Below are 13,863 nucleotides of genomic sequence, written 5' to 3'. Positions count from 1 at the left end.
TGTGGAGGCGAGCCCCATGTTGGGGTGCTTGGAGAACTGAAAATGGAGCGACATCACAGAAGGATCAGCAGTACGAAACGGCGCAAGTTGATTGCCGCCTACAAGTTGCCGGGCGCACCTGGCCGGCAGCCTTCCTTGCCGCTGGACGTGGAGGACGATTGCAACGCGGCGGTGGTCAACAACAGCGTGATGTCGTTCGCCGAGGGGCTGTCGGGGCTGAACCGCGAATACATCCGCAAAAGCTATCTGCTGGCCAGCAGCTATGTGAGTGATGTGTTGAAGGTCTCGCGCGGCACCGAGGCCTGGTACGACGAATTTATCAAGGTGATGATCAGCCTGGGCTGGCTGCCGGTGCGCAGCCGCTTCGAGCGGGTTTCCCAGGTGGGCAGGGGCCTGACGGTGCAACTGGCGGCGCTGAATATCATCGCCGCGATGCTGGCGTCGACTTCACTGACCGCGCCGATCCTCAGCGCGCTGCCGAAACTGGCCGCCGATGCACTGGAGGCGCTGAAGCAACAGCCGGCGACGTTCGAACTGTTCAAGCGCAACAGCACGGTGCACCAGGGCGGTGATTTCGGCCTGGCATCCTGTGCCGAAACGGACGGTGAGTTGACCATGGTGCTGGTGACTTACAGCACCCAGGGGGTAAGCAAACAGGTCGGGTTGCCGTTCCTGGAATGGGACAGTTCCTCGTTCGAGGCCTTCAGCGGGCAGACGTGCCTGGTGCTGAATACCTCGGTGGTCAACGAAAAAACCATCCAATTGATGCGTGAGAGCGCAGGCGACAAGGTGCAATTGGCGATCGCCAAATACCGCATCTAAGGCACCAGGTAGCCGCGCACCCCGGTAAAGATGATTTGCGCGGCCAGGGCACACACGAACAAACCCATCAGCCGGCTGACAATCTGCAGGCCCTGGTCGCCGAGAATGCGTTCGATGCGGTTGGACAAGTACAGCACCACGCCCACCGTCAAGCTGGCCAGGGCAATGCTGAGGATGGCGCTGATCTTGTCGTCCCAGTGCGGCTGGCTGACGCCCATCACCAGCAGGGCCCCGATGGTGCCGGGGCCGACGGTGAGGGGGATGGTCAGCGGCACGATGGTCACGTCCTGCTGCACGTTGTCGGTCTGCACCGCCGACTTGCCTTGGGCCATGCCCAGGGCCGAAATGAACAGCACACTGCCGGCGCCGATGCGGAACGCATCCACGGTGATGCCGAATACACTGAAAATCACGCGACCGAACAGGTAAAGCAGCACGCTCGACACCAGGGTCGCCAACGCCACTTTCCAGGCCAGGCGTCGCCGTTCCTTGCTGGAATAGCCGCGAGTCAGGCTGATAAAGCAGGACAGCACGAAGAATGGGCTGTAGAGCACCAGCATCTTCAAGTAAACGCTGAATAACACGTGGAGCATGGGGACGGCTCGTGGCAGTAGAAGTGCGCAGAGTCTAACAGGCGACATAGAACAAATGTGGGAGGGGGCTTGCTCCCGATGGCGGTGGAACAGTTACAGATAAGCTGACTGTCACACTGCTATCGGGAGCAAGCCCCCTCTCACATTTCCCCCGCCACATTTGAGCGCATTTGAAGTCAGGAGGGTTCGTGTTCGAGCCGCTGCTGACGCTGCGCCACCCAATACTCCACCAGCTCACGCAACTGCGACAATTCCACCGGCTTGGCCATGTGTCCGTCCATCCCGGCCTGGCGTGCGCGCTCTTTGTGTTCCGAGAGGATATGCGCCGTCAGCGCCACCACCGGCGTGCGCACGCGCTGATGGCTGACTTCCCACGCGCGCAGTTGCTGGGTGGCGGAGAAGCCATCGAGGATCGGCATTTCGCAGTCCATCAGCACCAGGTCGTAACGCTGGGCCTTCATCGCCTCCAGCGCTTGCTCGCCGTTGCTGGCGGTGTCCGGGTTGAGGTTGAGCTTGCCGAGCATGCCGCGGATTACTTTGGTGGAGATGCTGTTGTCTTCGGCCACCAGGATGCGGAAGTCGCTGGGCACGCTGATGGGCTCCGGCGCGCTGAGCACCGCACGCGGTTGACCGCCGCCTTTGTTGCGCTGGGTCAGCTCATCGGCCAGGGTGGTCTTGAGCGTGTAACCGGCCACCGGCTTGGCGAGGATGCGTTTGATCCCGCAGTTGCGCGCGATGATCTTGCTCGGCGCGTTGCTGATACCGGTGAGCATGATCAGCAGGATGTCGTGGTTCAGGCTGGGGTCTTCCTTGATCTTCGCCGCCAGTTGCATGCCGGTCATGCCGGGCATGTTCTGGTCCAGCAGCACCACGTCGAAGTAGTCACGCAAGTGCGCCTTGGTGCGCAGCAGCGCCAGGGCTTCCTTGCCCGACGGCACCGCGCTGACGTTCAGGCCCCAGGCGCTGCATTGCTGCACCAGCACTTTGCGGCAGGTGTCGTTGTCGTCCACCACCAGCACCCGCGCGCCCTTGAGCGGGCCGTCGAGGTCGGAGGTCGGGTGCTCCAGGCGTTCCGGGTCCAGCGGCAGGGTCAGCCACAGCGTGCTGCCCTGTTGGGCGCCGATCTTGATGCCGAACTCGCCGTTCATCAACAGGATCAGTTGGCGCGCAATGACCAGCCCCAGGTGCCCGCTCAAGCGGGTGGCCGAGAGGAAGTTCTTGCTGTGCAGTTCGCTGTGCAGCAGGGCATCGCGCTCGGCGGCTTCCATCGGGATGCCGCTGTCTTGCACGGCAATGCGCAGGCGCGGCGTGCTGCTGCGGTCATCCAGGGCGACCACGATCAGCACTTCGCCTTCATCGGTTTTTTGCAGGGCGTTTTCCAGCAGGCTCAGCATCGCTTGGCGCAGGCGCGTGGGGTCGCCACTGATCACGCGGGGTACCTGGGGCTGGATAAAGCTGATCAGCTCGACGTTCTGCTGCTCGGCCTTGGCGCGGTAGATGCTCAGGCAGTCGTCGATCAGGGCGTTGAGGTCGAACTGCACGTCGTCCAGTTCGATCTGCCCGGATTCAAGCTTGGAGATGTCGAGGATTTCGTTGATCAGGGTAAGCAGTTCGTTGCCGGCGCTGTGGATGGTTTGCACATAGTCGCGCTGATTGACCGACAGCGGCGTGCCCAGCAGCAATTCGGTCATCCCCAGCACGCCGTTCATGGGGGTGCGGATCTCGTGGCTGATCTTCGCCAGGAACTCGGCCTTGGCAGCGATCTCGGCATTGCTGGCCGCCAGGTCGCGGCTGAGGCTGAAGCGGGCCTCGACAATCGCGCGTTGGCGCTCGCCCAGGGCCAGGCTCATCAACAGGCCGCTGAGGCAGACAAAGGCGAGCAACGTGACGATCAAGCCTTGCGGCGACACCATCGTCAGCCCAAGCAGGGCCGGAAGGATGATCAGCGTGCCGATGTTGAACACTACCATCGCCGCCACGAACAGACGCGCCGGCCGGTAGCCTTTTTGCCAGTGGCAGGTCGAGACAAACAGCATGCTCAAGCCGGCGAGCGCCACCAGAGCGTAGGTGATGATGTTCAGCGGCAGGGTGTTGACGAACAACAGCAGCAGGCCACTCAACACGATGAACAGGATGTCGGCCATCAACAGCTTGTTCAGCGGGTGCGGGCCCAGCGGCATGAAGAAGCGGTAGGCAAACATCAGCCCGCATGGCGCGGTCAGCAGCAGCGCCAGGTAGGCGCCGGGGGTCTGGATCCCGTGCCAGTTCGGCAGCCACGGGCCCACCAGGTTGAGCAGCAACGCCAGGCTGAGCATCAACAGCAGCTCGCAGGCCGCCAGCCACAGGCTGCTGCGCGAGCGGTGGTAGGCGAAGCGTGTGAGGTTATGCAGGATCAGCATCAGCAGGCAGCCGAACAGCAGGCCGTAGATCAGCGTCTGTGTCTGGTTGGCGGCGGCGAGCACGGCCGGTTTGAGGGTGATATAGGGGCGCAGTTCGTGGTCCGAGACCAACCGCAGATAGACCTCAAGGGGGCGTGGGCTCTGAGGCATTGGCAGCATGAAGTCGCTGCTGGGCAAGGGCCGTTGCGCCTGGGGCTGGCGCGTGCCGGTGGTTTGTTGTTCGACCAGGGTGTCGCCGTCGAGCACGTAGAGGTTCAGTTGCGACAGGTCGGGGGCAAATACCTGCAACACTTGTTCGTGCTTGCCGGGTTGCAGCTTGAAACGTATCCACAGCGCGCCGTCTGGTTCCGCAGCGGTAATCCGGTCCAGTTCGGTGGGGCTGAATTGATTGGTGTAGCGGGAGGAACGGATGTCGCTCAGTTGCAGGTCGGCCTGTTCATCGAGCAGCACTGCCCAGCCACTGCCTTGCGTCGCGGCCTGGGCCGGCAACAAGCAGAGCAGTGTGAGCAGACTGACAGTGAAACCTATGGCGATCCTGAGCCAGCGCACGGCGAAATCCCTTCGTAGGTTGATGCACGGGTTAACTATGCGCGGGGTCACATCAGTACGGCAAGGGCCAGAAGCCCTTGCCTGACCGAACGGATAGCCCCGGATACCGTGACTTACTGGTTCTTGCCACGTTCGCGGGCGATAGCGCGATAGCCGATGTCTTTACGGTAGAAGCAGCCTTTCCAGTCGATGCTCGCCGCCAGCTTGTACGCCTGCTGTTGCGCAGCGTCGACACTGGCACCCATCGCGGTGGCGCACAATACGCGGCCACCGGCGGTCACGACCTTGCCGTCCTTGAGCGCGGTGCCTGCGTGGAAGACCTTGCCTTCCAACTGGGCGGCCGCGTCCAGGCCTTCGATCACATCGCCCTTGGCGTAGTCGGCAGGGTAGCCGCCGGCCGCCAGCACAACGCCGACGCTCGGGCGTGGGTCCCACTGCGCTTCAACCTTGTCCAGGGCCTGGGCCAGCGCGGCTTCCACCAGCAGCACCAGGCTCGACTGCAGACGCAGCATCACCGGTTGGGTTTCCGGATCGCCGAAGCGGCAGTTGAACTCGATGACTTTTGGGTTACCGGCTTTGTCGATCATCAGGCCGGCATACAGGAAACCGGTGTAGACGTTGCCTTCGTCGGCCATGCCACGCACGGTCGGCCAGATCACCAGGTCCATGACACGCTGGTGCACTTCGCTGGTCACCACTGGCGCCGGGGAGTAAGCGCCCATGCCGCCGGTGTTCGGGCCCGTGTCGGCGTCGCCGACGCGCTTGTGGTCCTGGCTGGTGGCCATCGGCAGCACGTTCTTGCCGTCGACCATCACGATAAAGCTGGCTTCTTCGCCGTCGAGGAATTCTTCGATGACCACGCGGGAACCGGCGTCACCAAAGGCATTGCCGGCGAGCATGTCGCGCACGGCGTCTTCGGCTTCCTGCAGGGTCATGGCGACGATCACGCCTTTACCGGCTGCCAGGCCGTCGGCCTTGATCACGATCGGCGCCCCTTTTTCACGCAGGTAAGCCAGGGCCGGCTCGATCTCGGTGAAGTTCTGGTAGTCGGCGGTCGGGATCTTGTGGCGCGCCAGGAAGTCCTTGGTGAACGCCTTGGAGCCTTCCAACTGGGCCGCGCCGGCGGTCGGGCCGAAGCAATCCAGGCCACGGCTGCGGAACAGGTCCACCACGCCGGCCACCAACGGTACTTCCGGACCGACGATGGTCAGGGACACGTTTTTCTCGGCGAAGTCCGCCAGTTGCTCAAGGGCCAGCACGTCGATAGCGACGTTCTCGCACTTGGCTTCAATGGCGGTACCGGCGTTGCCGGGGGCGACGAAGACTTTCTGGACGCGTGGGTCCTGGGCAACTTTCCAGGCCAGGGCGTGTTCACGGCCACCGCTGCCAATGATCAAAACATTCATTTCAAAAACCTCTGAGGAACGCTGTGCTTCCCTGTAGGAGCGAGCTTGCTCGCGAAGGTCGTCAACGATAACGAGGGAAACCTGACACCCCGTGGCGTTTTCGAGTGTTTCGCGAGCACGCTCGCTCCTACAGTCGGGAAGCGGTGCTGTTTAGTGGCGGAAGTGGCGCATGCCGGTGAAGACCATGGCGATGCCGGCCTCATCCGCAGCGGCAATCACTTCGGCATCACGCATCGAGCCGCCCGGTTGGATCACCGCCGTCACGCCAGCTTTCGCGGCATTGTCCAGGCCATCGCGGAATGGGAAGAACGCATCGGAGGCCATCACCGAACCGGCGACCTGCAAACCAGCGTGCTCGGCCTTGATCGCGGCGATACGCGCCGAGTTCACGCGGCTCATCTGGCCGGCACCGACACCGATGGTCTGGCGGTTCTTGGCGTAGACGATGGCGTTGGATTTAACGTACTTGGCCACTTTCCAGGCGAAGATCAGGTCGTTGATCTCTTGCTCGGTCGGTGCGCGTTGGGTCACCACTTTCAGGTCGGCGCTGGTGATCATGCCGATGTCGCGGCTCTGTACCAGCAAGCCGCCGTTGATGCGCTTGTAGTCCCAGGCCGCGGCACGTTCAGCCGACCACTCGCCGCAGGCCAGCAGGCGCACGTTGGCTTTGGCCGCGACGATGGCGCGGGCTTCTGCGCTGACGGTCGGGGCGATGATCACTTCGACGAACTGACGCTCGACGATGGCCTTGGCGGTCTCGGCGTCCAGTTCGCGGTTGAAGGCGATGATGCCGCCGAAGGCCGATTCGGTATCGGTGGCGTAGGCCAGTTCGTAGGCCTGGCGGATACCGCCTTCAGCGTCCGGGCTCACGGCCACGCCGCACGGGTTGGCGTGTTTGACGATCACGCAGGCTGGCTTGACGAAGCTCTTCACGCATTCCAGCGCGGCGTCGGTATCCGCCACGTTGTTGTACGACAGTTCTTTGCCTTGCAACTGGGTCGCGGTGGCGATGCAGACTTCGGCCGGCTTGGCTTCCACGTAGAACGCCGCGCTCTGGTGCGGGTTCTCGCCGTAGCGCATTTCCTGGGCCTTGATGAACTGGCTGTTGAAGGTGCGCGGGAACTGGCTGCGGCCTTCTGTGCTGAGGGTCTCGGCCGCCTGGTTCACGGTGCCCATGTAGTTGGCGATCATGCCGTCGTAGGCGGCGGTGTGTTCGAACGCCTTGAGCATCAGGTCGAAACGCTGGGCGTAGGTCAGGCCACCGGCTTTCAGGCTTTCCAGCACTTGGCCGTAGTCGCTGGCGTTGACCACGATGGCCACGTCTTTGTGGTTCTTGGCTGCCGAACGCACCATGGTCGGGCCGCCGATGTCGATGTTTTCGATGGCGGTCGGCAGGTCGCAGCCGGGCTTGTTGATGGTGGCTTCGAACGGGTAGAGGTTAACGGCCACCAGGTCGATCGGCTTGATGCCGTGCTCGGCCATGATGGCGTCGTCGATACCGCGACGGCCGAGGATGCCACCGTGGATTTTCGGGTGCAGGGTTTTGACCCGACCGTCCATCATTTCCGCGAAACCGGTGTAGTCCGCGACTTCCACTGCGGCCACGCCGTTGTCCTGCAGCAGTTTGAAGGTCCCGCCTGTGGAGAGGATTTCCACGCCCAGGGCTTCCAGCCCACGGGCAAATTCGAGGATGCCGGTCTTGTCGGACACACTGATCAAGGCGCGGCGGATCGGCAGGCGGGTAGTCTGGTCGGTCATTTCAATTTCCATCAAAAGCAAAGGAGTCAGCAAAAAAGGCGACCGTTTTTACGCGGGCGCCTTTCTGGTTGGATTGAATGCTTACAGCAAATCGTATTGTTTGAGCTTCTTGCGCAGGGTGCCACGGTTGAGGCCCAGCAGCTCACTGGCTTTGGTCTGGTTGCCCTTGACGTAGTTCATCACGCTTTCGAGCAAGGGCGCCTCGACTTCCGAGAGCACGAGGTTGTACACGTCCGTGACGGAAGCGCCCTCAAGGTGGGCGAAATAATTGTGCAGCGCCTTCTCGACACTCCCGCGAAGGGTCTGGCCTTCTTCGCTCGGCGTGTTGAGGTGCTGTTTCAAATTGACGTTGTCGCTCACGGGTGTTGTTCCACTCACTAAAGTCTCGGTCATCATCGTCATGCGGCCACCCCCTCTCCGTCCCCTGTTCCCAGGCTCTTGTAACGTTCGTCGAAGAACTCACGAACGTTGGCGCACTGTGCTTCCGTATCATCCAAACGATTGAAGTGGGCGCGAAACTCCCTGGCGCCCGGCAGGGTTGCGAGATACCAGCCGACATGCTTGCGAGCAATGCGTACTCCCATCACGTCTCCATAGAAGGCGTGCAGGGCGGCCAGATGCTCTAGCAGAATACGTTCCACCTCGACCAACTCCGGTGCCGGCAAGATTTCGCCGGTACGCAGGAAGTGCTCGATCTCACGGAAAATCCACGGCCGCCCCTGGGCGGCCCGGCCAATCAACAGGCCATCGGCGCCGGTGGCGTGCAGCACGCGCCGGGCTTTCTCGGCTGAGTCGATGTCGCCATTGGCAAACACCGGCATCGACACCGCCTGCTTGATCGCGGCAATGGTGTCGTACTCGGCTTCACCGGTGTACAGATCGGCGCGGGTGCGGCCATGCACCGCCAGCGCTGTAATGCCCGCCTGCTCGGCGATCTTCGCCACCGTCAGGCCATTCTTGTTGTCCCGGTCCCAGCCGGTACGAATCTTCAGGGTCACCGGCACATCGACTGCGGCGACAACGGCCTGCAGGATCTCGGCGACCAACTGCTCATCCTTCAACAGCGCGGAACCGGCGGCCTTGTTGCAGACCTTCTTGGCCGGGCAGCCCATATTGATGTCAATGATCTGCGCCCCCAACTCCACGTTGGCCCGGGCCGCATCGGCCAGCATCTGGGCATCTCCACCGGCGATCTGCACCGAGCGGGGCTCGGGATCACCTTCGTGAATCATGCGCATCCGCGATTTGCGGGTGTTCCACAAGCTCATGTCGCTGGTGACCATTTCCGAGACTACTAGACCCGCGCCCAAACGCTTGCAGAGCTGACGAAAGGGCTGATCGGTGACGCCCGCCATCGGGGCGAGAATCAAGCCGTTCTGCAATGTGTATGGGCCGATGCGTACCGCCGACATAGGACTTCCCTGTTGTGGGGCCGGATCATTAGAGTTCGAAAAAGGGTTGGCATGATACCCGCTCTCGATGACTGGATAAAGGCTGAATTGGATAAAATCTGAACAGCTATTTCTTTATCGCCGCCGGTTTGGTTGCGTGTTGTCCCGTCAGGATTCCCCCTTCAGCACCGTGAGACATGCACCGATTCACTCGGGCGAATGAAAGCTCAGGCTGTAGTTCACGGCTTTATTGCCGGGGTCGAGGATGTCCAGGGAGATATGGATCGGGGTCTGCGATGGCATCTCGCTTACGCCGGCCAGTTCACCGCTGAGGTATTCGGCCGGCTTGAAGCGACGGCTGGCGATCAGGTTGCCGTTCAAATCGGCAAAACGCAGCTCCAGCAGTGGAAACGGCTGGGAGAAGGTCGCGCGGTTGTAGATGATCGCATCCACCACCAGCGCGCCGGCGAACTCCGGATGGCTGCGTACCACCAGGTTGCTGCTCTTGATATGGGCGATATCGACCCTGGACGGCACGGTGCAGCCCAGAGTGGGGCACAGTTGCTGGAACCACGGGCGATAGGCGTCCTGGCGGGCCAGGTCGTCGAATTGGTAGGCGATGTATTGGCCGGCCAGGCCCGCGGCGGCGATCAGCACCAGCAACAGCCAGATCAGGCGACGACCCCAACCTGCCGGGCGTTTCTGCGCGTAGAGGTGCAGCGGGTCGTCTTCCAGGTCCTGCAGCACTTCGTCGTGGACGCCTGCGGTGACGCGTGGGCGCTTGCGACGGGGTTGCGGGCGCTCTTCGGGTTCCGGCGCGTCCACGGCGTCGATGACGGGTGTCACGGGTGGGTCGAGGTCGTCAGGGGCCTGGGTTGCGCGCAGCGGTGGTGCTTCGTCCCTGTCGTCGGTGTGGAACGACATGGACGGTTCGGTGCGCTGTTTGGTCGCAGGGGCTTTGGCCGGTTCGGGGTCGTTTTCGGTGGGTTGGACGCGTTCTTCGGGCGGTTCGCTGAACAGGCTGGCGGCCCACTTTTCTTCTTCGGCCTTGATCGTGTCGCGGCTGGCGCTGAGGGACTCTTCCTTTTGTCGACGATCGGAGCCGGGCTGGCGACGATCCGCACCGGGTGTTTGGGTGTGCTGAATCTCGCGGCGTTCCAGTTTGGCCAGCTCCTCGTCCAGGTCGAGGTTGTCCAGGTCCAGCGCTTCGGCGGCCCACTGTTTCTGGCTGATCGTCCGTGGCGCCGGGGGCGCTGCCGGCGGCTCAGGCTCCGGCGCGGCGGCCTGGGCGCGTTGCTCCAGCAACTGGCGCGCGGCGTTGAACACTTGCAGGCACGAGCCGCAGCGCACCACGCCGCGCGCCACGCTCAACTGGGCGTGGTTGACGCGAAAGCGTGCTTGGCAATGCGGGCACTGGGTGACGAAACTGTCGGTCATGCGGCCATCCGATTCAGGCAAGCGCTCATTCTAGCGCCGACGCCCGCTGATGCGTACCCAGCCATCACGGTTAGCGATCGGGTCCAGCTCGAAATCCTGGGCGTAAGCGGCGGCCACGTCTTCACCCTGTTCAGCGAGGATGCCCGACAGGGCCAGGCGGCCACCCGGCTTGACCAGGCGCGATAGCTGCGGCGCCAGGGACACCAGTGGCCCGGCGAGGATATTGGCCACCAGCACATCGGCCGGCACCTGGGGCAGTTGTTCCGGCAGGTACAGCGGGAATTTGCCTTCGGGAATGTTGTTGCGCCCGGCGTTATCGCGGGAGGCTTCCAGGGCCTGCACGTCGATATCCGTGCCCACGGCTTCCTTGGCGCCCAGCAGCAGGGCGGCAATCGCCAGGATGCCCGAGCCGCAACCGAAGTCCAGCACGTGGCTGTCGGTCAGGTCCTGGCCGTCCAGCCATTCCAGGCACAGCGCGGTGGTGGGGTGGGTGCCGGTGCCGAATGCCAGGCCCGGGTCCAGCAGCAGGTTGACCGCGTCGGGTTCCGGGGCGGCGTGCCAGCTCGGCACGATCCACAGGCGCTGGCCGAAACGCATCGGCTGGAAGTTGTCCATCCAGCTACGTTCCCAGTCCTGGTCTTCGATGATTTCGCTGTGGTGTTCGGGCAGCGGGCCGCCGGTGAGCAGTTCCATGTGGGCCAGCACGCTGGCGGCATCGGTGCCGTCCTCGAACAGGGCCAGCAGGTGGGTGTGGGACCACAGCGGCGTGGTGTTGAGTTCGGGTTCGAAGATCGGTTGGTCTTCTGCGTCCATGAAGGTCACCGAGACGGCGCCCACTTCGAGGAACGCGTCTTCGTAGGTTTCGGCTTGTTCTGGGCTGATGGCGAGACGGACTTGCAGCCAAGGCATGGCGGGCACCTTTGAAAAAATGAGTGTGCAGCGGGGAGGGGCTGCGAAAGGGCGCAAGTTTACGCCAGCGGCGGGCAGAAGACGACACTACTGACTGCGCACCGGTCAAATGTGGGGGGCTTGCTCCCGATAGCGGTGTGTCAGTCAACTTAACCTGTGGCTGAACTGCCGCCATCGGGAGCAAGCCCCCTCCCATAGCTGGACGGTGTACATCTTCAAAATAGAGGGCGCACAAACAACAAAGCCGCCCGAAGGCGGCTTTGTTGGGTGGAGCACTTACTGGTTGGCCAGCTTGTGTTCCAGGTAGTGAATGTTCACACCACCTTCGCAGAAGCCTTCATCGCGGACCAGATCCCGATGCAGCGGGATGTTGGTCTTGATGCCATCAACCACGATTTCGTCCAGAGCGTTACGCATGCGGGCCATGGCCTCGTCGCGGGTGGCGCCCCAGGTGATCAGCTTGCCGATCAGCGAGTCGTAGTTGGATGGAACCTTGTAGCCGCTGTACAGGTGCGAATCGACGCGAACGCCGTTGCCGCCTGGTGCATGGAAATGCTTGACCAGGCCTGGACTCGGGATAAAGGTTTTCGGGTCTTCGGCGTTGATCCGGCACTCCAGGGAGTGGCCGTGGATCTTCACGTCGTCCTGGGTGAAGGACAGTTCGTTACCGGCGGCGATGCTCAGCATCTCCTTGACGATGTCGATACCGGTGACCATCTCCGAAACCGGGTGTTCCACCTGCACGCGAGTGTTCATCTCGATGAAGTAGAAACGACCGTTCTCGTAGAGGAACTCGAAGGTACCGGCGCCACGGTAGTTGATGTCGATGCACGCCTTGACGCAACGCGCCAGCACTTCCTCGCGGGCTTTCTCGTCGAGGCCCGGTGCCGGAGCTTCTTCCAGTACCTTCTGGTGACGACGTTGCAGCGAGCAATCGCGGTCGCCCAGGTGGATGGCGTGGCCCTGGCCGTCGGACAGTACCTGCACTTCCACGTGACGTGGGTTGGTCAGGTACTTTTCCAGGTAGACCATCGGGTTGCCGAACCAGGCCGCCGCTTCGGAGCGCGTCTGCTTGGCCGCTTCGATCAGGTCTTCTTCCTTGTGCACCACGCGCATGCCGCGACCACCACCGCCACCGGCGGCCTTGATGATCACCGGGTAACCGACTTCGCGACCGATGCGCAGAGCGGTTGCCTCGTCTTCAGGCAGCGGGCCGTCGGAACCTGGAACGGTAGGCACGCCGGCGGCGATCATGGCGTCCTTGGCCGAGACCTTGTCGCCCATCAGGCGAATGGTTTCGGCTTTCGGGCCGATGAAGGCAAACCCGGATTTTTCCACCTGTTCGGCGAAATCGGCGTTTTCCGCGAGGAAGCCGTAGCCCGGGTGGATGCCATCGGCGCCGGTCACTTCTGCCGCAGCGATGATGTTCGAGACTTTCAGGTACGAGTTCGCAGCCAGTGGCGGGCCGATGCAGATGCTTTCGTCCGCCAGTTTCACGTGCATCAATTCGGTATCGGCCGTCGAGTAAACAGCGACGGTCTTGATGCCCTCTTCCTTACAGGCGCGCAGGATACGCAGCGCGATCTCGCCGCGGTTGGCGATCAGGACTTTTTGCAGTTTCTTCGCAGGTTTCAACATCGAAGGCGCTCCGCGGTTCAAACGATGGTGAACAGCGGCTGGTCGTACTCAACCGGCTGACCGTTTTCCACCAGGATGGATTCGATGACGCCGGCTTTTTCAGCGGTGATGTGGTTCATCATTTTCATCGCTTCCACGATGCAGATGGTGTCGCCCACTTTCACGGTCTGGCCCACTTCAACGAAGGCTGGCGAGGTCGGTGCCGGGGTGCGGTAGAAGGTACCGACCATTGGCGACTTGACCACGAAGCCGTTCAGCACTGGCGCGGCCGGTGCGGCAGGCGCAGCGGCAACAGGTGCGACGGCCGGAGCGGCAGCAGGTGCCGGCGCGTGCATTTGGGGGGCGTAGAACTGTTGTGCCGGGGTCTTGCTGTGGCGGCTGATCCGTACGGACTCTTCGCCTTCCTTGATTTCCAGCTCGTCGATACCGGATTCTTCCAGCAGTTCGATCAGTTTCTTAACTTTACGGATATCCATGAATCATCAACTCCCAAGGGTCGGTCAGGGGCGCTTGGCCTGTTCTTCAAGCTGTTCCAGGGCGGCCTCCAGGGCCAGTCGGTAACCGCTGGCGCCAAGGCCGCAGATCACTCCTACCGCTACGTCGGAGAAGTAAGAGTGATGGCGGAAAGGTTCGCGTTTGTGCACGTTGGACAAATGCACTTCGATGAATGGGATGCTCACCGCCAGCAGCGCGTCACGTAATGCAACACTTGTGTGCGTAAAAGCGGCGGGATTGATCAGGATAAAGTCCACGCCTTCGCCGCGCGCGGCATGGATGCGATCAATCAATTCGTACTCGGCATTGCTTTGCAGGTAGAGCAAATGGTGGCCGGCTTCACGGGCCCGTCGCTCCAGATCGAGGTTGATCTGTTCCAGGGTCACTGCCCCGTAGACGCCCGGTTCGCGGGTGCCGAGCAGGTTCAGGTTGGGTCCGTGAAGAACCAGTAAGGTCGCCATCGGCT

At 62.3% G+C, this 13,863-nt stretch carries 12 protein-coding genes; 1 reads left to right on the top strand and 11 read right to left on the bottom strand.

Annotation, left to right across the window (positions count from 1 at the left end):
* The first annotated feature begins 42 nt into the window (after window positions 1-42).
* Window positions 43-822, top strand: coding sequence for a hypothetical protein (locus ACLH0J_RS00540; RefSeq protein ID WP_411390443.1), 780 nt, complete (start codon window positions 43-45; stop codon window positions 820-822).
* On the opposite strand, the gene ACLH0J_RS00535 is transcribed toward ACLH0J_RS00540, so the two are convergent.
* The 11 genes from ACLH0J_RS00535 to aroQ all read right to left on the bottom strand — a co-directional run bounded on the left by ACLH0J_RS00535 (window position 819) and on the right by aroQ (window position 13,858).
* Window positions 819-1,415 (bottom strand): MarC family protein, encoded by a 597-nt coding sequence (locus tag ACLH0J_RS00535; RefSeq protein WP_411390442.1) that lies wholly within the window; start codon window positions 1,413-1,415, stop codon window positions 819-821. The two genes, ACLH0J_RS00540 and ACLH0J_RS00535, sit on opposite strands and share 4 nt — an antisense overlap.
* Before the next feature lie 176 nt (window positions 1,416-1,591).
* Window positions 1,592-4,363 (bottom strand): response regulator, encoded by a 2,772-nt coding sequence (locus ACLH0J_RS00530; protein WP_411390441.1) that lies wholly within the window; start codon window positions 4,361-4,363, stop codon window positions 1,592-1,594.
* Window positions 4,364-4,476: 113 nt separating this feature from the next.
* A complete protein-coding gene (gene purD / locus ACLH0J_RS00525) occupies window positions 4,477-5,769 on the bottom strand; it encodes a phosphoribosylamine--glycine ligase (RefSeq protein WP_411390440.1) in 1,293 nt (430 codons plus the stop codon).
* Window positions 5,770-5,919: 150 nt separating this feature from the next.
* Window positions 5,920-7,527, bottom strand: a complete 1,608-nt coding sequence (gene purH, locus ACLH0J_RS00520) for a bifunctional phosphoribosylaminoimidazolecarboxamide formyltransferase/IMP cyclohydrolase (RefSeq protein ID WP_411390439.1) — start codon at window positions 7,525-7,527, stop codon at window positions 5,920-5,922.
* A gap of 81 nt (window positions 7,528-7,608) precedes the next feature.
* Window positions 7,609-7,929, bottom strand: a complete 321-nt coding sequence (fis, locus tag ACLH0J_RS00515) for a DNA-binding transcriptional regulator Fis (RefSeq protein WP_002555375.1) — start codon at window positions 7,927-7,929, stop codon at window positions 7,609-7,611.
* Window positions 7,926-8,939, bottom strand: coding sequence for a tRNA dihydrouridine synthase DusB (dusB, locus tag ACLH0J_RS00510; RefSeq protein ID WP_411390438.1), 1,014 nt, complete (start codon window positions 8,937-8,939; stop codon window positions 7,926-7,928). The genes fis and dusB overlap by 4 nt, the downstream gene beginning before the upstream one ends.
* Window positions 8,940-9,125: 186 nt before the next feature.
* Window positions 9,126-10,355 (bottom strand): DUF3426 domain-containing protein, encoded by a 1,230-nt coding sequence (locus ACLH0J_RS00505; RefSeq protein ID WP_411390437.1) that lies wholly within the window; start codon window positions 10,353-10,355, stop codon window positions 9,126-9,128.
* Between the two features lie 30 nt (window positions 10,356-10,385).
* Entirely contained in the window at window positions 10,386-11,264 is an 879-nt protein-coding gene (gene prmA / locus ACLH0J_RS00500; RefSeq protein ID WP_411390436.1) for a 50S ribosomal protein L11 methyltransferase, read from the bottom strand.
* Between the two features lie 276 nt (window positions 11,265-11,540).
* Window positions 11,541-12,902, bottom strand: a complete 1,362-nt coding sequence (gene accC, locus ACLH0J_RS00495; RefSeq protein WP_010563410.1) for an acetyl-CoA carboxylase biotin carboxylase subunit — start codon at window positions 12,900-12,902, stop codon at window positions 11,541-11,543.
* A 17-nt stretch (window positions 12,903-12,919) separates the two neighbouring features.
* Window positions 12,920-13,378: an acetyl-CoA carboxylase biotin carboxyl carrier protein gene (accB, locus tag ACLH0J_RS00490; RefSeq protein WP_411390435.1), complete on the bottom strand. Its 459-nt coding sequence runs from the start codon at window positions 13,376-13,378 to the stop codon at window positions 12,920-12,922.
* Between the two features lie 24 nt (window positions 13,379-13,402).
* Entirely contained in the window at window positions 13,403-13,858 is a 456-nt protein-coding gene (gene aroQ, locus ACLH0J_RS00485; RefSeq protein ID WP_010563412.1) for a type II 3-dehydroquinate dehydratase, read from the bottom strand.
* Window positions 13,859-13,863 lie beyond the last annotated feature (5 nt).

Origin of the sequence: Pseudomonas sp. MPB23 (genome assembly GCF_046605395.1) — a bacterium.
GTDB lineage: Bacteria > Pseudomonadota > Gammaproteobacteria > Pseudomonadales > Pseudomonadaceae > Aquipseudomonas.
The sequence above is the reverse complement of the archived record's forward strand: the minus strand, read 5'-3'. Positions and strand labels throughout refer to the sequence as shown.

Excerpts from the sequence above, each read along its gene's own strand:
- ACLH0J_RS00540 (WP_411390443.1), top strand. The coding sequence starts at position 43 with ATGGAGCGACATCACAGAAGGATCAGCAGTACGAAACGGCGCAAGTTG.
- ACLH0J_RS00535 (WP_411390442.1), bottom strand. The coding sequence starts at position 1,415 with ATGCTCCACGTGTTATTCAGCGTTTACTTGAAGATGCTGGTGCTCTAC.
- purD (WP_411390440.1), bottom strand. The coding sequence starts at position 5,769 with ATGAATGTTTTGATCATTGGCAGCGGTGGCCGTGAACACGCCCTGGCC.
- purH (WP_411390439.1), bottom strand. The coding sequence starts at position 7,527 with ATGACCGACCAGACTACCCGCCTGCCGATCCGCCGCGCCTTGATCAGT.
- fis (WP_002555375.1), bottom strand. The coding sequence starts at position 7,929 with ATGACGATGATGACCGAGACTTTAGTGAGTGGAACAACACCCGTGAGC.
- dusB (WP_411390438.1), bottom strand. The coding sequence starts at position 8,939 with ATGTCGGCGGTACGCATCGGCCCATACACATTGCAGAACGGCTTGATT.
- ACLH0J_RS00505 (WP_411390437.1), bottom strand. The coding sequence starts at position 10,355 with ATGACCGACAGTTTCGTCACCCAGTGCCCGCATTGCCAAGCACGCTTT.
- prmA (WP_411390436.1), bottom strand. The coding sequence starts at position 11,264 with ATGCCTTGGCTGCAAGTCCGTCTCGCCATCAGCCCAGAACAAGCCGAA.
- accC (WP_010563410.1), bottom strand. The coding sequence starts at position 12,902 with ATGTTGAAACCTGCGAAGAAACTGCAAAAAGTCCTGATCGCCAACCGC.
- accB (WP_411390435.1), bottom strand. The coding sequence starts at position 13,378 with ATGGATATCCGTAAAGTTAAGAAACTGATCGAACTGCTGGAAGAATCC.
- aroQ (WP_010563412.1), bottom strand. The coding sequence starts at position 13,858 with ATGGCGACCTTACTGGTTCTTCACGGACCCAACCTGAACCTGCTCGGC.